General features: G+C 43.2%; 17 protein-coding genes. 3 read left to right on the forward strand and 14 right to left on the reverse strand.

The features are described from left to right. Positions 1-20 precede the first annotated feature (20 nt). Together ACTNC0_RS07870 and ACTNC0_RS07875 are read left to right on the forward strand one after the other, a co-directional pair. Positions 21-1,244 (forward strand): Coenzyme F420 hydrogenase/dehydrogenase, beta subunit C-terminal domain, encoded by a 1,224-nt coding sequence (locus ACTNC0_RS07870; protein ID WP_441086938.1) that lies wholly within the window; start codon positions 21-23, stop codon positions 1,242-1,244. Between the two features lie 84 nt (positions 1,245-1,328). Continuing rightward, positions 1,329-2,579 (forward strand): lipopolysaccharide biosynthesis protein, encoded by a 1,251-nt coding sequence (locus ACTNC0_RS07875; protein ID WP_441086939.1) that lies wholly within the window; start codon positions 1,329-1,331, stop codon positions 2,577-2,579. A 43-nt stretch (positions 2,580-2,622) separates the two neighbouring features. Here ACTNC0_RS07875 and dusB read toward each other — a convergent pair whose 3' ends face one another. The 14 genes from dusB to yicI form a co-directional block, all read right to left on the reverse strand. Then, positions 2,623-3,582 (reverse strand): tRNA dihydrouridine synthase DusB, encoded by a 960-nt coding sequence (gene dusB / locus ACTNC0_RS07880; protein ID WP_441087006.1) that lies wholly within the window; start codon positions 3,580-3,582, stop codon positions 2,623-2,625. A 52-nt stretch (positions 3,583-3,634) separates the two neighbouring features. Beyond that, a complete protein-coding gene (locus ACTNC0_RS07885) occupies positions 3,635-4,000 on the reverse strand; it encodes a DUF6145 family protein (protein WP_008707791.1) in 366 nt (121 codons plus the stop codon). Between the two features lie 38 nt (positions 4,001-4,038). Next, positions 4,039-4,848 carry a biotin--[acetyl-CoA-carboxylase] ligase gene (locus ACTNC0_RS07890; protein ID WP_441086941.1) on the reverse strand — a complete coding sequence of 270 codons (810 nt, stop codon included), beginning with the start codon at positions 4,846-4,848 and terminating at the stop codon, positions 4,039-4,041. Then, a complete protein-coding gene (gene argF / locus ACTNC0_RS07895; RefSeq protein ID WP_117846163.1) occupies positions 4,848-5,849 on the reverse strand; it encodes an ornithine carbamoyltransferase in 1,002 nt (333 codons plus the stop codon). Before argF ends, ACTNC0_RS07890 begins: the two co-directional genes overlap by 1 nt. Positions 5,850-6,016: 167 nt before the next feature. Then, positions 6,017-6,958 carry an SPFH domain-containing protein gene (locus tag ACTNC0_RS07900; protein WP_441086943.1) on the reverse strand — a complete coding sequence of 314 codons (942 nt, stop codon included), beginning with the start codon at positions 6,956-6,958 and terminating at the stop codon, positions 6,017-6,019. A gap of 2 nt (positions 6,959-6,960) precedes the next feature. Next, positions 6,961-7,395, reverse strand: coding sequence for an NfeD family protein (locus tag ACTNC0_RS07905; RefSeq protein WP_117676872.1), 435 nt, complete (start codon positions 7,393-7,395; stop codon positions 6,961-6,963). Positions 7,396-7,493: 98 nt separating this feature from the next. After that, positions 7,494-8,267 (reverse strand): TrmH family RNA methyltransferase, encoded by a 774-nt coding sequence (locus tag ACTNC0_RS07910; RefSeq protein ID WP_441086944.1) that lies wholly within the window; start codon positions 8,265-8,267, stop codon positions 7,494-7,496. A gap of 9 nt (positions 8,268-8,276) precedes the next feature. Then, positions 8,277-8,930: a potassium channel family protein gene (locus ACTNC0_RS07915; protein WP_441086945.1), complete on the reverse strand. Its 654-nt coding sequence runs from the start codon at positions 8,928-8,930 to the stop codon at positions 8,277-8,279. A gap of 28 nt (positions 8,931-8,958) precedes the next feature. Next, positions 8,959-10,257 carry a TrkH family potassium uptake protein gene (locus ACTNC0_RS07920; RefSeq protein WP_441086946.1) on the reverse strand — a complete coding sequence of 433 codons (1,299 nt, stop codon included), beginning with the start codon at positions 10,255-10,257 and terminating at the stop codon, positions 8,959-8,961. Positions 10,258-10,356: 99 nt separating this feature from the next. Further along, positions 10,357-11,355, reverse strand: coding sequence for a 6-phosphofructokinase (gene pfkA / locus ACTNC0_RS07925; RefSeq protein ID WP_441086947.1), 999 nt, complete (start codon positions 11,353-11,355; stop codon positions 10,357-10,359). A 74-nt stretch (positions 11,356-11,429) separates the two neighbouring features. Next, complete coding sequence (locus tag ACTNC0_RS07930; protein WP_441086948.1) at positions 11,430-14,897, reverse strand: DNA polymerase III subunit alpha; 3,468 nt, start codon at positions 14,895-14,897, stop codon at positions 11,430-11,432. Between the two features lie 97 nt (positions 14,898-14,994). Then, positions 14,995-15,834, reverse strand: a complete 840-nt coding sequence (locus tag ACTNC0_RS07935) for a CvfB family protein (RefSeq protein ID WP_441086949.1) — start codon at positions 15,832-15,834, stop codon at positions 14,995-14,997. A gap of 160 nt (positions 15,835-15,994) precedes the next feature. After that, a complete protein-coding gene (locus ACTNC0_RS07940; RefSeq protein ID WP_441086950.1) occupies positions 15,995-18,148 on the reverse strand; it encodes a beta-glucosidase family protein in 2,154 nt (717 codons plus the stop codon). Between the two features lie 23 nt (positions 18,149-18,171). Then, positions 18,172-20,502, reverse strand: coding sequence for an alpha-xylosidase (gene yicI / locus ACTNC0_RS07945; RefSeq protein ID WP_441086952.1), 2,331 nt, complete (start codon positions 20,500-20,502; stop codon positions 18,172-18,174). A gap of 400 nt (positions 20,503-20,902) precedes the next feature. Here yicI and ACTNC0_RS07950 point away from each other — a divergent pair, with 400 nt between their 5' ends. Then, entirely contained in the window at positions 20,903-22,699 is a 1,797-nt protein-coding gene (locus tag ACTNC0_RS07950) for a sensor histidine kinase (RefSeq protein ID WP_441086953.1), read from the forward strand. The last annotated feature ends 28 nt before the right edge of the window (positions 22,700-22,727 follow it).

A 22,727-nucleotide genomic window follows, 5' to 3' on the forward strand; every position in this document is an offset into this window, starting at 1 on the left:
AAATTGGAAAAGAGGTAAAAATGTTCTTAGAAAATCAGTCCCGCAAAGACTGCTGCGGATGTTCTGCATGCAGTAATATCTGCAGTGCATCTGCAATTACCATGAGACAGGATAAATACGGATTTTATTATCCTCGTTTAGATAAAACCAAATGTAAGAATTGCGGCTTATGCGAAAAAGTATGTCCTATGCTGGAAAACTATGTAAACCAGGAAGCAGATCCGGCTATCTATGCAGTCCGCAATCCTGATAAGTCTGTTCTTATGGAGAGTTCTTCCGGCGGCATGTTTACACTTCTTGCCAGATGGACCTTAAATCAGAACGGTGTTATCTATGGTGTTGCATTTGACGATAGTTTTTCTGTCCGCCATATGCGTGCCGAAGATGAGGAAACTGCATGGAAATTCAGAACATCAAAATATGTAGACAGTGATATTTCTGAAGTATATGCCCACATCATTGATGATCTTAAAAACAGCAGAACCGTTCTTCTCACCGGTACTCCATGTCAAATCTCAGGAGTCTGTAAATACCTGAAAGTTAAACGGATCAACACAGAAAAACTGTATACCTGTGACAATATCTGTCACGGTGTTCCAAGCCGTAAGATCTGGGAAGATTACATAAAGATTCTCAAAACAAAATACATTGCTTTCGACGATGAGATCACTCATATCAATATGAGAAGCAAAAAAGTTTCCTGGCGTGAACAGGTTCTTGATGTACGTTTAAAAAAAGGTTCTGTTGACTCTGTTATCAGTACGTTTTCTTTCAACAAATTTTTCCTGAGTTTATATGGAAATCGTCCTTCCTGCTTCCACTGCAGATACACAAGCTATAAACGCCCCGGTGATTTTTCTCTGGGCGATTTCTGGACAGGCGAGAAGGCAAATCTGCCGTTTGACATCGAATCCGGTGTAAATGTTGTTCTGGTCAACACTGCAAAGGGTCAGCAGCTTTTTGATTCACTGAAAGGTCAGTTTGACTCTAAATCTGTCACCAGACAGGAATGCTGGCAGCCTCATCTGGAGTACTCTGCCAAGCCTCCAAAAAACCGGCAGAAATTCTGGCAGGAATATCTGACAGCTTTTGCCTCTGAAAAGGAAGCTGTTTTAAGAAAGTATATGAAAGGTTCTATGATTACCCGTATTATCCGTACACTTTCACCTTTTCTGCGAAAAACAGGTCTTTATAATCTGGCAGGTAAAATGTATAAACTACTTATTGTAAGAAAGAAAAATTAAACTCATCTACCGGGCAGCTCAGGCAGATTATTCTCAATCCTCTGCACTGCCCGCTTATAAAACCAGTTAAAGAAAGGTCATCATATGGCAAAAGAAAAAAATACAAAGAAGGCATTCCTCTGGAACATGATCGGAAGTACCAGTTATTCGCTGTCTTCTTTTCTGTACCTTATGGTCGTAACCAGAATCTGCGGTGTGGGACCTGCGGGATTTTTTTCCCTGAGTTATGCTACTGCACAGCTGCTTCTCACTGTGGGAAGATATGGAATGCGAACTTATCAGGCCACTGATCTGGATCGCAAGTATCTCTTCTCAGAGTATGAAGTATCACGTATCATTACCTGCGGGCTGATGCTCCTCTTTGGAATCATCTACAGTGCCTGGAGCTTTTCGGGTGAGTACATTATTATCAGTGTATTTATTATTATGATGAAAATGGTAGATGCCGTAGAGGATGTATTTCACGGGAATTTCCAGCAGACTTACCACGTTGAGATCATGGGAAAAATGCTTGCCGTAAGGAATATTTATTCCGCAGTATATTTCACAGCAGCCCTGCTTGTGACACAAAATCTGGCATTTACCTGTACTTCCACTGCAGTGACTTCGCTGATTCTGTGTCTGGTCATCAATAATGTTTTTACTAAGAAATATCCGGGAGAAGCAGTTACTGTAAACAGATCATTTCAGTTTTCCAATGTACGGAAACTTCTGAAGATCTGTACTCCTCTGTTTGCAGGAACATTTCTGTCACTGCTTTTATACAACATACCGAAATATGCGATGTCCAGCGTTATGACAGATGAATATCAGACCTATTACAGTGTTCTGTTTATGCCATCCTTTGTCATTACTCTGATGTGCGAATTTGTATTTAAACCAACTATCACTACTATCGCAGAACTCTGGTGGAAAAATGATCTCAAAAAGTTTTCCATATATGTTCTCAGGATCATCGGCATTATCCTGATCTGTGGTGCAGCAGTTGTTGTTGCCGGACATCTGCTTGGAAGAACTCTGCTGGAGATCATCTACGAGGTTGACCTCTCCCCTTATAAGCTGCACTTTATTGTTCTGCTGGTCGGAGGAACGATTGGTGCCGGGGTTTATATGATGTACAATATCCTGATCGCGATCCGTAATGGCGGATGCATTATTATTGTATATGCGATCACTGCTGTACTTACAATCTTCCCTGCCACATTCATGGTTCAGAAATGGGGAATCATGGGAGCATGTATGAATTACCTGTATTCCTGCAGCATATTGTTCATCCTGTTTGCCGCAATTTTAATTTATGTTATTCTTCGACGTAAGAAACACAAAACATCTTAAAAAAGCCCTGGGAAGGTTCCCGTCAAGGCCTTGGCACACTAGTTTATCCAAGTCTTGACAGAAGCTCCTCCAGGGCTTCATAACTTTCTATGGTATTTGACTCTCTTCTGAGCCCTGCGCTGTGACGCATGCCTGCAGTATACCAGGCAACGTGTTTACGCATCTCACGGATTCCTACGAATTCACCTTTTAATTCAATCTGTTTTCTGGCATGACGCAGGATCATTTCACGTATTTCCTCTACAGATGGATGTTCCAACAGTTCTCCTGTCCGGAAATAATGATTCAGCTCGCGGAATAACCAGGGATTTCCCCTTACTGCACGTCCCACCATAACTGCATCACATCCGGTCTGTTTCACCAGTTCTTCTGCTTTCAGCGGAGAATCTACATCCCCGTTTCCAATTACAGGAATGGTAATCGCTTCTTTTACCCTGCGGATCGTATCCCAGTCTGCAGTGCCGGAATAGTACTGCTGTCTGGTGCGCCCATGCACTGCAAGCGCTGCTGCTCCCGCATCCTCAATACGTTTCGCAATCTCAACAATATCTACCGGTTCATTCTCAAATCCGATTCGCACCTTGACAGTCAACGGTTTACTGATTACAGATGATACTTTTCGAACAATCTCTTCAATCAGATTCGGGTTCTTCAACAATGCAGATCCCTCACCGTTATTGACAACCTTCGGCACAGGGCATCCCATGTTGATGTCCAGGATATCGAAGTCTCTGTCCTCAATGGATTTTGCAACTTCTGCCATAAGATCCGGTTCACTTCCAAAAAGCTGCATGGAAACCGGGTGCTCACACGGATCAATCTCCATCAGGGCAATGGTGTTCTTATTGTGAAAAGAAATCGCTTTGGCACTGATCATTTCCATACAGATCAGTCCGGCTCCCTGCTCTTTACAGAGCGTTCGAAATGGCAGGTCTGTGACACCTGCCATTGGTGCAAGGACAAACGGATTATCAATCTGTACGTTTCCTATTTTCCACTGCATCTTCATGAATAGTTGTCTTGCCTGTACCGGCTCATTCTTTGTCTGCATGGATTCAGTCCTCACTGCCCGATGTTTTCTTCAGTTCTTCTTCCGGGATGTCTCCGAGAAAGAATACTTTATAATACATTTCCAGAGATTCCAGAAGTTCTTTCTTGTCCTGTTGAAGCTGTTTGATCTTCAGTCCGCTTCCGATCTCATCGTAACGGGCATCTGCTTCCAGAGCTTCTGTTTTAAACTGAAGTCTGCCGTTTTCGTCAAATTCCAGAGTCAGGATTCCTCCTACATCCTCTGTGTAAAGAACACACATGATCTGAAGTTCTTTCTTCACATGATCCGGAAGTGCATTGAAATCCTGATTAAAGTAAAATTTCTTCTCATAGGCACTTGCGCCGCAGAGAGTAATGTTGTCCTGATACATAAATTACTGTTTCCCTCTTTCAAAATTATTCAAAATCTTTATACATAGCTGTAAAGCCCACGCACCGAGACCTCTCCTGCACTGACTTTCACAACTTCTTTATTCTGCCTTTCCACAAGCAGCTCACCTTTTTCATCAATTCCCCTGCAGATTCCTTCGAAACTTCTGTCACCATCGATCACTCTGACCGGCTGGTTCAGGTTTGCAAGGATTCTGTGGTAATCATCCAGCAGATGAGTAAAATCACAGGTCTGGATAAATTTCTCATAGTTGATCTCGAAATATTTCATCACCAGTGCAATCACCTGATTTCTGTCATATTCATGACCGCCCTCCAAAATCAGTGAAGTCGCTTTGTCCTGCATTTCTTCCGGAAATTCTTTCAGATTTACATTGATTCCTACTCCGATGAGAACATAATTGATCTTCACACCATTTGTTCCCATCTCGGTAAGGATACCACAGATTTTCTTCTTAGAGATCACAATATCATTGGGCCATTTAATACTTACATTAAACCCCAGTTCCTCCGCTGCCTGTGCCACTGCCATTCCCATGACCAGTGTCAGCATGGACGCATACTGCGGTGAAAATTCCGGACGTAAGAGCAGTGTCATCATAATAGAGCTGCCCTCCGGCGCTTCCCATCTTCTGTCAAAACGCCCTCTTCCCGCAGACTGGAATTCCGCAACTGCCAGAGTTCCATGCTCTGCACCATCTTTTGCCAGGCGCTTGATCCATGAATTCGTAGAATCTGTTTCTTTTGCAAAATGGACGGTTTTGCCCGCCCATTTTGTATTTATTGCCTGTGAAATTGTTTCTTCATTATACAGATCATTCTGTGCCATTATTTGTTCTCCGGCTCTCCTAATGTTGCTACCATAACTGCTTTGATAGTATGCATACGGTTTTCTGCCTCGTCAAATACTTTGGACTGTTCAGATTCAAATACTTCGTCTGTTACTTCCATATCTGTCAGGTTAAATCTCTCTCCCATTTCTTTGCCAATCTTTGTCTTAAGATCATGGAATGCCGGCAGGCAGTGAAGGAAGATTGCTTTCTCTCCTGCGTTCTTCATAACATCTTTTGTTACTTTATAAGGTGTCAGATCATGGATTCTCTCTGTCCATACTTCGTCTGGCTCACCCATGGATACCCATACATCTGTATAGATAACATCGGCGTCTTTTGTTCCTGTCTGAACATCTTCTGTAAGAGTGATGCTTCCGCCGGATGCTTTTGCATATTCCTCACACTGAGCAACAAGCTCTGCATTCGGAAAATATTTCTTAGTTGTGCAGGCTACGAAATGCATACCAAGTTTTGTGCAGGCAATCATCAGAGAGTTACCCATGTTGTAACGGGCATCGCCCATATATACCAGTTTGCGGCCTTTTAAATCACCGAAATGTTCACGGATTGTCAGCATATCTGCGATCATCTGTGTCGGATGGTATTCGTTTGTCAGACCGTTCCATACCGGAACACCTGCATGTTTTGCAAGTTCTTCTACAACTTCCTGACCAAATCCACGATATTCGATACCATCATACATTCTTCCCAGAACTCTTGCTGTATCTGCAATGCTTTCTTTCTTACCAATCTGAGAACCTGTAGGATCCAGATATGTGCTTCCCATTCCAAGGTCATGAGCAGCTACTTCGAAAGAGCAGCGGGTTCTTGTACTTGTTTTTTCAAAAATCAGCGCAATGTTTTTACCCTTGTAATATTCATGAAGCTCTCCGGCTTTTTTCTTTGCTTTAAGTTCTGCGGATAAATCAATAAGATATGTGATCTCTTCTGGTGTAAAATCTTTCAGTGTCAGAAAATTTCTTCCTTTTAAATTCATGATAATTCTCTCCCCGATGCCATTTATTTGTTACTGTTCACTTCGTGTACTATAACATTTATATTCTTTTATTCCTATGTAATAAAGCAGATATCTCATTATTGAAAGCAGAGTAAACAATAACGAAAATCTCTATCTGCTTCATTAATAATTCACTTTATAAATTATTATTTATCAGTTTCAGACTTCGAATCAGTTACGATCTCTTTCAAAGAACTTGCCAGACCGGCGATTCCCTGAATATCTGACGGAATAATGATCTTGGTTGCTTTTCCATCTGCTGCTTTAGCAAAGGCTTCCAGACTCTTCAATGTCAGAACTGCTTCATCTGCTCCCGCTTCTCTGATCATGCGGATACCTTCTGCGTTGGCATTCTGTACCTTCAGAACTGCCTCAGCCTGACCTTCAGCTTCCTTGATCATACGCTCTTTCTGCGCTTCGGCACGAAGGATTGCTGCCTGTTTCTCAGCTTCTGCGTCCAGAATAGCGGACTGTTTTTTACCTTCTGCTACAAGGATCGTAGATTTCTTCTGACCTTCTGCGATCAGGATTGCCTCACGACGTTCACGCTCGGCTTTCATCTGTTTCTCCATCGCATCCTGGATGGCAGCCGGGGGAATGATATTCTTTAATTCCACACGGTTAACCTTAATTCCCCATGGATCAGTTGCTTCATCAAGAGAAGCTCTCATCTTGGTGTTGATAGTTTCACGGGATGTCAGTGTCTCATCCAGTTCCATGTCACCGATAATATTTCTTAAGGTTGTTGCGGACAAATTCTCGATGGCCATGATCGGATTCTCTACTCCATAGGTGTAAAGCTTCGGATCTGTGATCTGGAAGAATACAACTGTATCGATCTGCATGGTTACGTTATCCTTTGTAATAACCGGCTGCGGTGGAAAATCCACTACCTGTTCCTTCAGATTTACCTTTCTTGCTACTCGTTCAATGAACGGAATCTTGAAATGAATTCCGGTGCTCCAGGTTGCCTGATAAGCGCCAAGGCGTTCCAGAATCACTGCATATGCCTGTGGCACGATGCGGATGCAGGATGCAAGTACCCATACTGCGATAATGATAATAACTATCAGAAAAACCACGCTCATAACTAATCCTCCTTATTTTGTTTTACAATGAGTTTCACACCGCGGATCTCCTGAATCGTCACGACGGTGTCTTTGCCGATTTTTTCGTCATCGGCAGAACGTGCAGTCCATTCAATGTCATTGATACGAACCTGACCTGTCTGTGCCAGATTGTCAATGTCCTGAATCACAACTGCTTTCTTTCCAATCAGACTGTTTACATTGGTCTGTGTGGTTTCTTTGTTGAAGTACTTCATGGCCAATGGTCTGGTAAAAATCAGAAGTACCAGGGAAACGCACAAAAAACACAGTATCTGTACAGTCAGATTCGCCCCTGCATAACATGCAATGGCTGCGACCAATGCACCTCCGGCAAACCAGATGGTGGTGAGTCCTGCTGTGATTGCTTCTATCACAAGCAATAATGCAAGAAATCCAAGCCAGATCAAAGGCTGCATGAAACTCCCCCTTTCTGATATGTGCTGACATCAGTCAAAGTAACTATTCTGGTACAGCATCTCAACAGACAAATATCGCTGCCAGAATAGCTATTCTTTCATCTTCTCTGACGTGCAGCCTCATACATGAGAATTCCAGATGCCATGGCGGCATTCAGGGATTCTACTTTTCCACACATAGGAATCCTGATCAGACAATCTGCGCTCTCCGCCGCCTCATCTGTCAGGCCTTTTCCCTCATTGCCGATCAGGAACGCAGTTCCTCCTGTGTAGGATTCCTGATCATAAGAGTTCTTTCCATGCAGATGTGCCGCAAAAGTGCGGATATTTCTGTCTTTCAGTTCCTGTGCTAATGATACCACACTTTCTACATATAGAAAAGGCATTCTGTAGACAGAGCCCATCGTAGATCGTATAACTTTCGGGTTAGTGATATCCACGCAAGTCTTTGTCAGAAGGATTCCACTTACTCCGGCACCCTCGCCTGTACGGAGAATCGTTCCTGCATTTCCCGGATCCTGCAGATCCTCCAGGATCATGACCAGCGGGTTCTCACCGCCAAGAATATCCTCTATTGTATAGGAAGGTTTTTTCAACACAGTAAGGATTCCCTGTGGAGTCTGTGTATCGCTCATCTGACGGAAAACAAAATCTGCAACTATTTCATATGGAAGTTTCTCCACCTGGGTCATCAGTCCTGTATCGTCGGTAAGTGTCTCTGACACATACACTTTAGAAACCCATTCTCTTGGTGCCTCGCCAAACATTTTTCTTCCTTCTGCAACAAAAAGCCCTTGTTCTCTGCGGGCTTTTGTTTTCTGGTTTAACTGTATGATATTTTTTACCTGTCCATTATTTACACTGGTGATCATATATTATCCTCAATTTCCCGAAACCTTATTCAGGTCACTGTTTGCTCCTGCTGCCACTATCGTGCAGTCTGCCGGAAGTGCTTTATCCGGCTTCACATTCATATTTATCCGCTCACCCTGTTTCAGCCCAATCAGATTAATATGATATTTCTCCCTGATTTTCAGATCCCGGAGTGTTTTTCCTATCCATTCCTGTGGAATCTTAAATTCCGCCATGCTGAAATCGGAAGAAAGTTCGAACATATCGATAAAGCCACTGGAGAGTAAATTTCTTGCCACACGGACTCCCATAGAGTGTTCCGGATAGATGACCTTATCCGCTCCGATCTTCTCAAGGATTCTTCCGTGAAGAGAATTCATTGCTTTCGCCATTACAAAAGGAACGCCAAGTTCTTTCACCTGCATGGTGGCAGTGATACTGGCTTCCATGTTTTCAGCTACCGCAATGACTGCAACATCTGCATTCTGTACGCCAAGCGACTCCAGAACGCCCGGATCACGTACATCTGCTTTGACAGCATATGAAACTTTCTCTGCAATATCCTGCACATTGTCATCTTTGTCATCAATGGCAAGCACATCACAGTTCGCCTCTGCCAGCGTGAGCGCTACGGTCATTCCAAACTGGCCAAGACCGATCACTGCATAAGATTTGTTCTTCATTTCTTCCCAATTTCTCCTTCTAATCCAATTATCCAATCATAATATCTTCAGCCGCAAGATGAGAATCTGATGGCATCTTCTGCGCACGTACCGTCACTGCTGTTCCCAGAGTCAGCGGACCGATTCTTCCAAGATACATGGTCAGAATCACAATCCATTTACCAATTGCATTCAACTGTGGTGTCAGGCCTCTGGTCAGTCCTACCGTCGCAACTGCTGAAGTGATCTCATAAACAACATCCTGCACTGCTGCTTTCGGCATAATCGCACATAACAGAATACTCATGACAATCAGTACTCCAAATGCCATTCCCGTTACTACAATAGCAGAACGGATATAGCTGTCTCTGATTCTTCTGTGGTGTACTTCTACATCCTTCTTTCCCTGAAGATTTGATTTCAGCCCCAGAAGAAGAACCGCTACAGTAGTGGTCTTAATTCCGCCGGCTGTTCCCATCGGTGAACCGCCAATCAACATCAATACCAGACATAACAGATACGTTGCATTGGAAAATCTGTCCTGCCCTACCGTAAAAAATCCTGCGGTTCTTGTTGTTACTGACTGGAATAAAGAAGCCATCCATTTCGTCCCGATGGAATAAGATCCAATACTGTATATATTTCCATGCTCAAACAAAAAAATCAGCACCGTTCCACCGACAACCAGCGAAACAGTCATAACCAATACCATCTTGCTATGAAGGCGAAGTGTTTTAAATGCCCTGTTCAGAGGAAGTTTCCCCCTGACAACCTGTTTAATCTTATCCCAGATATCCCACCATACGACAAATCCAAGTCCTGACATGATAACCAGTCCGATCGTTGTAAAATTCACCACCGGATCCGCAACATACGGTGCCAGACTATCCTCACCAATCAAATCAATTCCGGCATTACAGAATGCTGACACTGCCGTAAAAACAGAATAGCCGATTCCCTTTACCGGACCAAACTGAGGAATAAATCGGAACGAATAACAAACAGCCCCGATTCCCTCGGCACCCAGTACACAAAGTAACACTTTTCTTACCAAATTCACCATTCCGCTCATTCTATCCATGTTATAGGATTCCTGGATAATGCGGCGATTTCTCAGCGATATTTTTTTACGCAGACTTATAAAAATAATACTGCCCAGAGAAATCAGTCCCACACCTCCGATCTGGATCAAAACAAGAATGATGATCTTGCCGATCAATGTCCATTGCGTTGCCGTAACAACGGTCACAAGCCCTGTTACGCAGACACTTGTAGTTGCCGTAAACATGGCATCTGTAAAAGAAGTATGGTATCCGGGCGCCGTACAAAACGGCAGCCACAGAAGCAATCCCCCTAAGATAATCACCCCCGCAAAACCGAGGGTAATTATCTGAGCAGTATTTAATTTATGCAGTCTGTTATATAACTGCATCCTTTTATTCATTTGTTATTTGTTGTTTTTATCATAGTTATGAGAAAGTGACTGGCATACTTCCCACTGATAATCGGAAATACCTTTCTGCATAGCAAGCGCTTCGTTGATATCGAAGTCTACGAACTCGCCATGACGATATCCAACTACACGACAACTCTTACCTGCAACAAGAAGATCTACAGCCAGAGCACCCATCATAGATGCGTATACACGGTCCTTACATGTCGGGCTTCCACCACGCTGCATATGTCCAAGGATTGTAGCACGTGTCTCAATACCAGTAGCAGCTTCGATACGTTTTGCCATTGCTTCTGAATGACCGATACCTTCTGCATTGATGATGATATGATGTTTTTTGCCCTTCTTACGACTCTCGATGATGTTGTTGATCAGCTTCTGTTCATCATAATCATATTTCTCAGGGATCAGAACATCCTCAGCACCGTTGGCAATACCACACCACAGAGCAAGATATCCTGCACCACGGCCCATAACCTCGATAATACTGCATCTCTCATGAGAAGTAGAAGTATCACGTACTTTATCAATTGCTTCCATTGCTGTATTTACAGCTGTATCAAAACCAATTGTATATTCTGTACATGCGATATCAAGATCGATTGTTCCCGGAAGACCAATTGTATTGATTCCAAGGTTTGCAAGCTTCTGAGCACCTGCAAAAGATCCGTCACCACCGATAACAACAAGTCCATCGATACCATGTTTTCTACAGATCTCTGCACCACGCTTCTGTCCTTCTTCTGTACGGAATTCTGCACAACGTGCTGTGTAAAGGATTGTACCACCACGTTCGATTGTATCGGAAACGTCTTTCGCGCTCATGTCAATAATCTCTTCGTTTAACAGACCATTGTATCCTTTCAGAATACCTTTTACATTCAGTCCAGCGCTTAAACCTCTTCTGACAACTGCACGAATTGCAGCGTTCATTCCCGGTGCATCACCACCGCTGGTAAGGACACCAATGGTTTTTATCTTGTTTTCTGCCATCTTTTCTTCCTCCATCTTATGAATCTATCTCATCTTTTTACTATACACATATTCGGGTATAGTTTAGCGCATTTTTATAAGTTTTTCAATCCTCTTTCTACAACTTTAACATTGGTTTGACCATATTTTTCGTACATGTAATTCATCCATGAGTCCTGAATTTGTGCATGATAACCAACTGGAAGCTTCTTTATGGCCTTTACATCTTTCAGATAGATCACAACAGCACTGTCACCAGGGGATCTTCGAATATCTGAGAGTAATTCCTGGGACAGTTGTGCATAGGCTTCTTTGTTATCAAACTGGATCCAGATTTCTCTTGGCATGTTGTCAAAAGGACGGATTTTCTCAAGGATCAGTTTGCTCGCACGGTCATCTTCTGCAGATACTCTTCCCTGGATGAAAACTCTGGCATCTTCATTCAGAAACTGCTGGCTTTTTTCATAGTCACGTGGGAATACGACTACTTCTACTGTTCCTACCAGGTCTTCTACTGTGAGGAATGCCATAACCTTGTTAGTTTTTGTATATTTGATTGTTTTATCCGTAATCATTCCGCCAATAATTACTTTCTGACCGTCCATAACTTTCGGAAGGTTTGTTTCTTCATCCTGCTGGAAATCAGAAGTCTTTGCGGAGATGGTTTTCTCCATCATTGCACGGTAATTCTCAAGAGGATGTCCACTGAGGTAAATTCCGAGAACTTCTTTTTCATAGCCCAAAAGTTCTTCCTTGCCAAACTCCTCTACATTCGGCATACGAATCTCAAATTCCTTTTTGTCCTCTTCACTGACCAGATCAAAAAGGCTCATCTGCCCCACCAGACTGTTCTTTCGTTCCTGGCTGATGTTATCTGCAATCTGCTGATAAACCATCATCTTCTGACGGCGATTACCTTCCAGACAGTCCAGTGCCCCGGCTTTGATAAAGTTCTCTACTGCACGTTTATTCATCTGCTGTGTGTTTCGCTCCATGAAATCCTTCAGGGAACGATACAATCCGTTCTGTTCACGTTCACTTACCAGACTCTCGATAACCGGACGGCCTACACTTTTGATTGCAGACAATCCGTATCGGATCGCACCATTGTCTACAGAGAAACCATACATTCCGCAATTGATATCCGGCGGCAGGATTTTGATTCCCATCTGACGGCATACCAGGAAATACTCTGCTACCTTTGTCGGAAAATCAATAACTGATGTCATTAGCGCTGCCATAAATTCTACCGGATAATAATATTTCAGATATGCAGTCTGATAGGAAACAACTGCATATGCCGCTGCATGAGATTTATTAAACGCATACTTGGCGAAATCAATCATTTCATCGTAAATCTTATTGGCAGTTGCCTCGTCGATTCCATTGGCAATACATCCCGGAACTCCTTCTGCTTCGTTTCCGTATACGAAGTTCTGGCGTTCTTTTTCCATGACTGCGGCTTTCTTCTTGGACATGGCACGACGTACAAGGTCGCTTCGTCCAAGCGTATAACCTGCCAGGTTACGAACAATCTGCATAACCTGCTCCTGATATACGATACAGCCATACGTTGGCTTAAGGATCGGTTCCAGCTGAGGGCAGTCATATTTAATGGTATCCGGGCGGTTTTTACCGCGGATATACTGAGGAATAAAATCCATTGGGCCCGGACGATAAAGGGAAATTCCCGCGATCACATCTTCAAGGCTCTGTGGTTTCAGCTCTTTCATGAAGTTCTTCATTCCTGCACTTTCAAGCTGGAACACCCCATCAGAACGACCGGTACCGAGGGAATCAAAAACTTTCTTATCATCATAATCTATTTTCTGCATGTCCAGAGTAACACCTGCGTCCTTCTGGATCAGCTTTACTGCATTCTGGATTACAGTCAGGGTACGAAGTCCCAGGAAGTCCATTTTCAGAAGTCCCAGTTCTTCCAGTGTTGTCATGGTGAACTGAGTGACAATGGAACCGTCCTGTGCTCTGGACAACGGTACATATTCCGATACATCTTTCTGACTGATAACTACACCTGCCGCATGCATGGAAGTATGTCTTGGAAGACCCTCCAGACGTCTCGCCATATCGATCAGATAGTGAACATCATCCTGTTCTTCATATGCTTTCTTCAGTTCAGGATTCATGGTCAACGCTTTATCAATGGTAATGTTCAGCTCCTGTGGGATCATCTTCGCAATAGAGTCTACCTGCGCATAAGGCATATCCAATACACGTCCAACATCACGGATTACACCGCGGGCAGCCAGAGTACCGAAAGTAACGATCTGAACGACGCAGTCATCACCGTACTTGCGACGCACATATTCAATTACTTCCTGTCTTCTTTCGAAGCAGAAGTCAACGTCAATATCAGGCATGGAAACTCGTTCCGGATTCAGGAATCGCTCAAAGAGCAGATCATAACGGATCGGATCAAGCTGTGTGATTCCCAAAGTGTAGGCAACAAGACTTCCCGCGGCAGAACCTCGTCCAGGTCCTACCATAATATCATGGTCGCGGGCATATTTAATGAAGTCCCACACAATAAGGAAATAATCCACGTATCCCATATTTTTGATGGTAGATAATTCATAATTCAGGCGGGATTTCAGTTCGTCTGTAACCGGATGATAACGCTCCTCTAATCCCTCGAAGCATAACTTATTCAGATACTCCCATGAGGTAAAACCATCCGGCACATCGAATCGTGGCAGCTTGGTCACGCCAAATTCAATCTCCACATGACATCTTTGAGCAATCTTATGAGTATTTTCCAGTGCTTCCAGTGCATATGGAAAAAGCTGTGCCATTTCCTCAGGAGATTTCACATAATACTGACCGCCTTCATAGCGCATTCTGTCTTCATCAGCAAGTTTCTTGTTTGTCTGCAGACAGAGCAGAATGTCGTGAGGTGCTGCATCCTCTGCCTTTGTATAATGCACGTCGTTAGTTGCTACAAGGTCAATCCCTGTTTCTTCATGCATACGAAGAAGTTCCTGATTTACTACCTGCTGTGCAGGAATTCCGTGGTCCTGTAACTCCAGGAAAAAGTTACTTTTTCCAAAGATATCCTGGTAACGCAGAGCTGCTGCCTTTGCATCCTCATACATACCTCTCTGCAGATATCTGGCTACTTCACCTGCCAGGCAGGCGCTTAATGCAATAATTCCCTCATGGTATTCTTTTAATACTGCCAGGTCTACTCGCGGTTTATAATAGAATCCCTCGGTAAAACCTTTGGATACGATTTTCATCAGATTGGCGTATCCCTGATTATTCTCTGCAAGGAGGACCAGATGGTAATATCTGTCCTCGCCGCTTCCTGCTTCACGGTCAAATCGGGAGCCGGGAGCTACATAAACCTCACATCCCAGGATCGGATTGATTCCCTCGGCCCTTGCTGCACGGTAAAAATCGATCACACCGTACATAACTCCGTGGTCTGTGATCGCCGCACTGTCCATGCCAAGTTCTTTGACACGGGCTACATATTCTTTTATTTTATTGGAACCATCCAGCAGACTGTATTCTGTATGGACGTGAAGATGTGTAAACTCCAACTTTGTATCTCTCCTGTTCTATTACTCTAACTATTATATTTACTGTTCCGACATTTGCGCTTTGTCTTCAAAATCCTAAATGATTTAGAATCTGGTACTATTTTGCATAGATTCTCTTATCTTTAATCTCCACCTTGCCTTCTTTCATTAAATGACCGATGGCACGTTTGAACGCACCTTTGCTCAAGCCAAATTCTCTCTGTATAACTTCCGGTGAAGCTTTGTCATCAAACGGAAGAACACCCGCAAATTCATTGATCACTTCAAGGACATTCTCCGCATCTTCATTAATCTGCAGATATGCTTTCTGGCGGTCTGTAACGTTCATTTTTCCGTCTTCTTTTACTTCGCTGACGCGCAGTTCCAGAATCTTGCCCGGACGGTATTTCCCCTTGGCTTCTCTTGCAGGGATCAATGCGGAGTATTTATCATCAACTGCTACAAATACGCCGAATCTGTCACTGATCTCATAGACACGGCCTTTTACCATATCTCCTACTACATAAGGAGTTCTTGTGGAAAGGTAATGGTAAACTTTCATAGTTGCGCAGAGGCGGCTGCTCTTATCAATATAAAGAGCTACCAGTACATCCTCACCTTCTCTTACTTTCAGAGTCTGCTCATGATATGGAAGCAGAAGATCTTTCTCCAGTCCCCAGTCAAGGAATGCTCCGATCCTTGTCACCTGAGAAACTTTCAGAACTGCTGTCTGACCCACCTGAAGCTTTGGTTCTTTTGTTGTTGCGATAAGGCGATCCTGAGAATCCTTATAAATAAATGCTTCAATGCTGTCGCCCTCTTTTGTTCCTTCTGGAACCTGTTTGGACGGAAGAAGCACTCGATTCTTCGCATCCGCATGCATATCCTCACCAAGATATACACCAAAATCTACGGACTTTACTACTGTTAATTTCTGTTTTTTTCCTAACTCTATCATATAATCTCCATTTCTGTTGTGTTATTTCCGGTACACTAATATTGGCTTTATATTTCAGTATAACACAAATAATAAAGGCGGCACAATGCCGCCTTTATATTTTTATTATCTTATTTTATTGGATATTTACATGCTATCCTTTCCGCTTTCAGCAACGATATTATTTCAATTCAATTTCACATTCACAACAGATATCTTCTACTGATTTACCTGCATAAATCTGATATGTACCCGATTCTGTTACAAATGATGCCTTTTCTTCATTATAATACTGGAAAGTTTCCGGTTCCAGTTCAACTGTAACCGTCTTTGTCTCTCCCGGATTCAGGTCCACTTTGGCAAATCCACGAAGCTCTTTTGCCGCACGCTCTACAGCGGAATCTTTTTTACCCACATAAATTTCAACAGTCTCTTTTCCTGCCACTTTACCTGTATTTGTCACATCTACAGAAACCTTTATGTTCGGATAATTTCCTTCTGCTTTCAGATTCTGATATGCAAACTCTGTATAAGATAATCCATAACCAAACGGAAATCTTACCGGTACACTCTTTGTATCATAATAACGATATCCTACAAAGATTCCCTCTGTATATTTTACCGTCTCGCCACCTGGAAATTCTCCAATAGAATGTGCGGAGCAATCTTTATGGCTGTAAGGAAAACTCTCCGGCAGTTTACCGGACGGATTTACTCTGCCAAACAGAACCTCTGCCAGTGCAGTGCCGCTTTCCATACCTGCATACCAGTGCCATACAAGTGTATCTGCCTGCTCTTCCCATGGCATTTCTACAGGTGAACCAGATGCGATCACAACTATCGTATCCTGTCTTACTTTCAGCAGTTCTGTAATCAGTTCATCCTGTGCATAAGGAAGTTTCATATCCGGTCTGTCATGACCTTCCAGATCCTGAAGATGATTCTGACCACCTACAAAAATAACAGTGTCAAAACTTGTATCTTCTGCCAGTTTCAGAGCCTCTTCACGAAACTGTTTCTGCTTCTCCAGAAGCACTTTATTTACAGCCTGCACCTCACCGGTACTTCCACCGCCGTTTTCCAGACTGTCTGCCTGCCAGTTTGTTCCTGAATCTTCCTGATCAAAATCATTTGCCAGATAGCCTTCTGTATATACAACCTCTGCATTGCCTCCCAGCAATTTCTTAATTCCCATAAGCGGAGAAATTTCATACAGAGCTTTAATCTCCGCACTTCCACCGCCATTGGAATGGATTCTGTCTGCGTTATCGCCGATTACCAGAACCTTCTTTGTATTCTTCTGATCTAACGGAAGTTTTTTCGCCTTATTTTTCAGCAGCACTACAGATTCTCTTGCCGTATCCAGAATTGCCTGTCTGTGCTCCGGTGTATTGTAACATCCTGCCTGGCGTTCTTCATCACCCATCTTATGAAGTCTGAACAGCATACGTAGAATATTTCTTACTTTTTCATCAATACAATCTTCAGAAACCTCACCCTTCTTTACTGCTTCCAGAAGCGGATTTGCCATGCAGTATTCATCAAAATTATCTGTTACGGACATCTCGATATCCAGTCCGCTCTCTGCTGCTTCTTTTGTCTTATGAACCGCACCCCAGTCAGAAACTACCATTCCATCATAGCCCCATTCCTGACGAAGTACGCCATTTAAAAGTGCTTTACTCTCGCAGCAATGTTCTCCTTTATAACGGTTATACGCACCCATCAGAGAATAAGATTCTCCCTCTTCCACTGCTTTCTTAAATGCAGGAAGATAAATCTCACGAAGTGCTCTGTCACTGACTTCAACCTCTACCCAGAGACGTTCTGTTTCCTGACTATTTAATGCAAAATGCTTCACACAGGCCGCTGTATCTGCTGTCTGGATTCCCTTAATAACAGGAACTGCCATCTCACCTGCCAGGTACGGATCTTCACTCATATATTCAAAGTTTCTTCCACAAAGAGGACTTCTCTTAATGTTGATTCCCGGAGCCAGGATCATATCTTTGTTACGTCCTCTGGCTTCCTCACCAAGAACTTTTCCGGATTCATATGCCAGTTCTCTGTTCCATGTAGCTGCCAGTGCACTGTTGCTTGGCAGATAAGATACATAATCATCGCTGTTGCCGATTGTTACCCAATGCGCATTTTCAAACTCATTGCGGACGCCCATCGGACCATCTGACATAGTGACCGGAGGAATTCCAAGCCGCTTTACTCCCTCTGTACGGAACAACCCATTTCCATGGATCATTCCGATTTTCTCTTCCAGAGTGAGCTCAGAGACCAGTTTCTCAATTTTTTCTTCTACTGCCTGATCTTTCTTTAACATTTATCTCAAAACCTCATGCTTTCTTACAGTTCGCAGCAAACCTCACCGCTCTTTTCAAAGGAAATCACTGTATCATATCCCTGAACTTCAGCACCTGCACCACTGGCAACCATATTCACCAGCACAACTCTGCAAGGTTTCTCAGCATTTACTTTCACAGTAATTTTTCCATCTTTTTTCAGTACAGAAACAACTGTCTCTTCATCCTGATCCATACCATAAACAATTGTCTGTGTCTCTTTACCTTCAACCAGCGCATAAGCCTTGACAGTCACATCCTGTGCATAATCATAATCCGGCTTATCACCTCTTGCACCAACAGCGATTAGACTGTTTTCTCTGACAAATACCGGAATGCTTAAATATCCGCATTCTTCTGTATACCATCTGCCGCCTTCTTTTACCTCACCAGTCAGGAAATGTGTCCATGTTCCTTCCGGCAGATAATAAACCGCTTTGCTCTCATCATTAAAGATCGGCGCAACAAGTAAGGAATCACCAAACATATACTGCTTGTCCAGATAAGCACAGTTCAGATCCTGTGTGTATTCCATAACCATACTTCTCATTACCGGCACACCAGTCTTAGATGTTTCAATTGCATTTCTGTATAAATAAGGCATCAGTTTCACTTTCACTTCTGTGAAGAAACGAACAACTTCAACTGCCTCTTCATCATAAGCCCACGGCACACGATAAGAAGTGCTTCCATGAAGTCTGGAATGGGAAGACATCAGGCCAAATGCTGCCCAGCGTTTGTAAACGTCTGCTGTTGAAGTATTTTCAAATCCACCGATATCATGGCTCCAGTATCCGAAACCAGACATGGTAAGGGAAAGTCCGCCACGCAGGCTCTCTTCCATGGAAACATAGTCAGACCAGCAATCTCCGCCCCAGTGTACCGGAAATTTCTGACCACCGACTGTTGCAGAACGGGCAAAAAGAACTGCCTGTCCTTTACCACGTTTTTTCTCCAGAAGCTCATACACACATTCATTATATAAATAGGTATAGTAGTTATGCATTTTCTCAGGATCAGAACCGTCTGCATAAACACAGTTTACCGGAATTCTCTCACCGAAGTCTGTCTTGAAGCAGTCAACGCCCATGTCCAGAAGAACTTCCAGCTTGTCCTGGAACCACTGACGTGCATCCTTGTTTGTAAAGTCAACAAGTGCCATTCCCGGCTGCCACATATCCCACTGCCATACATCTCCGTTCGGACGTTTGATGAAATATCCTTTCTCTACACCCTCTGCAAAAAGTGCAGATTCCTGTCCGATATACGGGTTAATCCATACGCAGATGTTCAGGCCTTTTTCTTTAATACGTTTCAGCATTCCTTCAGGATCAGGGAATACACGGCTGTCCCAGAGAAAATCAGACCAGTGGAATTCTCTCATCCAGAAGCAGTCAAAGTGGAATACTCTCAGACCGATTCCTCGTTCCTGCATACCGTCGATGAAACTCATAACTGTCTTCTCATCATAGTTTGTTGTGAAAGAAGTAGACAGCCACAGTCCATAAGTCCACGGTGCCGGAAGTGACGGCTTGCCTGTCAAATCTGTATATCTCGTAAGAACTTCTTTCATTGTCGGTCCGTTGATCACAAAGTAATCCAGAGCCTCACCAGGTACAGAGAACTCAACCTTGGCAACCTGTTCAGTTGCTATTTCAAATGAAACTTTCTCCGGATGATTTACAAATACACCATATCCCTTGTCAGTCAGATAAAAAGGAATGTTCTTGTATGACTGGTCTGTACTTGTACCGCCATCTTCATTCCAAATATCTACAGACTGGCCGTTCTTTACAAATGCGCCAAAACGCTCTCCAAGTCCGTATACATGTTCATTTACAGACAAATCAAGCTGTTGTCTCATGTATGCTTTTCCTTCCGGATCCATGTCGTAGGCAAAACCTGTCCACTGGGTACGCATGTATGCAAGGTCACGTCCGGAGCTCTTTGTCAGAAGTTTTCCGTCTCTTGTATATTCCATGCTCCAGTTTTTCTTATTAATATGAAGAGCAAGGCTTCCGCTCTTTACGATCACTTCATCCTCTGTTTCTTCCACTTCGCCTTTAAAAGAATCACTCATGTTTAATTCAAACTCAGGTCCTTTTTTCTGTACGCCAAGGTAGTGGCTTGTCTGTACACGGATCACTTCCGGTGCAGGTGTTGTGATACGTACAGTCAAGTTAATCCCGCCAAGTGTATCTCCTCTGTGTCCGATATGATGAGTCGGTGCACAGATTACTACTGCATCCTCATCATGATTTACAAAATATGCTTCCTGTGGTGCGAAGCATTCGATTCCTTCTTTCTGCAGCCAGCAGCCATTTCCAAATTTCATATTCTTTTACTCCTTTGCCCTTTTTTATATTTCATATAGTTTTATCTGTCATTTCTACATTCATTTTTTCGGGAATCGTCCCTGTAGTTTTCTCCACAATTCTCTCAATACAATCAGAAAGCCGGCTTCCCAAATTAATTCTCAAGATTTGATTCTGAAACCAGATTTCAAGATTTAATCTCAAGATGAACTAGGATGATTATAATAAAATTTTTTTTAATTTAATACCATCATTATTCCACCTAAAATACGCTCATTTTTAGAGAAATTCATAAGCCTCTCACACATTGCAAAACTCAGCTTTTTTCGGTATACTGAAGCTATATCAACTACTGACCAAAAATGATTTCTCATCTGGAAACAGTACATAATATCACTAACATAGAAAAGAGGCATGACCGTGAATCACCGTATTATTCCTGAATCCATCTTCAGCAGGCCAAAAGTACAGAAACAGCTGATCACCATATTTCTGATCGTACTGATCATCCCTGTACTTTTTGCCCTGTTTATGTTAAAAGAATCCAACAAAACACTTGGCAGGCATTATCAGGAACAGGCGGAGGCGGAAAGCCAGCGAGTGAAATCCGTAATGTTTGATGTCACCACAAATCTCTACAATGTAGCAGAAAATCTGGCATCAGATGATGAGCTTCTGGATATCCTGTACACCCACTTCAACTCTGAATCTCAGGAAAAGCAGACCGTAGATGCTTACCGTGGGATTTACAATATTCTTTACAGAGACACATCTATTTCCTCTGTAAAAATATATACTTCCAATCCCACCATCAACGATTACGCCAACTTCTGTGCTGTCACAGATGAGCTTGAATCCTCTGACTGGTATCAGAAAGCCTCCCATGACCCATCTGTATTCTGGAAAACCATGAACCGGACAGACAAATATGAAAATGTTTACTGGGAACTGAATCTTTTCCGCAGAGTTGTGCTTCCGAAAACCGGCGGCTTCGCAGTGATAAATATCGCTGTCAGCGACAACTACCTGCGCAACCGGATTGACAATACCTCACAGAAAACAGTTCTGTCCATTAACCAGGATGCTGTTTTCTATGGTCCGAAATCATTTATAGGAAAAGTTCTGCCGATCAGTGTAAATCACGACAAGCCATACTACAGTGAATCCGGCATTCTGATGTTTAACAACAGGAAAACCATGACTGCTGTAAGCACCCTGATCCCGCTGAATTCCAGGGATACCATGTATATCGTATCTTATAATCCAGGCGCACTTTCAGAGATGAACCGACTGCTGCGTGATTACCTTTGTGTCACTTGTCTTGTCATCCTCATCCCATGTATCCTGTTCCTGTTCTTCTCCAGATATTTCAGCGGCAGGATCCTTATGCTACGCAAAGCCATGTATCAGGCCAGCCACGGAAACTATGACATCATGGATTCCTTTACAGGAAATGACGAAATCTCCGAAACCTTCCAGGATCTCCGTACCATGATCACCGAGATTAAAGAAAAAGAAGCTGAAATCTATCAGGCACGGATCACCGAGCAGGAGATCATGAACCGCCAGCAGCAGATGGAATTCAAAATGCTGGCAAGCCAGATCAACCCGCATTTCCTGTACAACACACTGGAAACTATCCGAATGAAAGCATTCACATCAGGAGACAGAGAAGTTGCCACAGCTATCAAGCTCCTCGGCAAATCCCTTCGCTATGTACTGGAAAATACAGGCACGGTTTCAATCCCACTGGAAAAAGAGATCAATTATATCCACACCTACATTTCAATTCAGAAGTTACGGTTCGGTGACCGAATCAACTTCGAGGAAAAAATTGCAGAAAACCTGGACCTTTCAGAGTATCAGATCCTTCCTCTGATGATCCAGCCAATTATAGAAAACGCCATTTCCCACGGACTTGAGGGAATGGAAAACGGCGGCATTGTTTTGCTTGAAATTTTTGAACAGGACGCTTGTCTGCACATCCAAATCTCCGACAACGGCAAGGGAATGACACCGGAGAAACTTGAAAATCTTAAAATAAGGCTCAGTACCAAAGATGAAACCAGAACCAGAAGCATCGGACTTTACAATATTAACCAGCGGCTTCACTTGTGCTACGGTTCTGACTGCCAGCTTCAGATCAGCAGCATCAAAGGACAACAAACGTCCTTCCTGCTGACACTTCCACTGGACAAGATCAAGAAGGGGAAATAACAATGAAAGTTCTTATCGCCGATGATGA

It is taken from the genome of Blautia sp. HCP3S3_B11, assembly GCF_052064435.1.
In the GTDB taxonomy this organism is placed as follows: Bacteria; Bacillota; Clostridia; order Lachnospirales; family Lachnospiraceae; genus Blautia_A.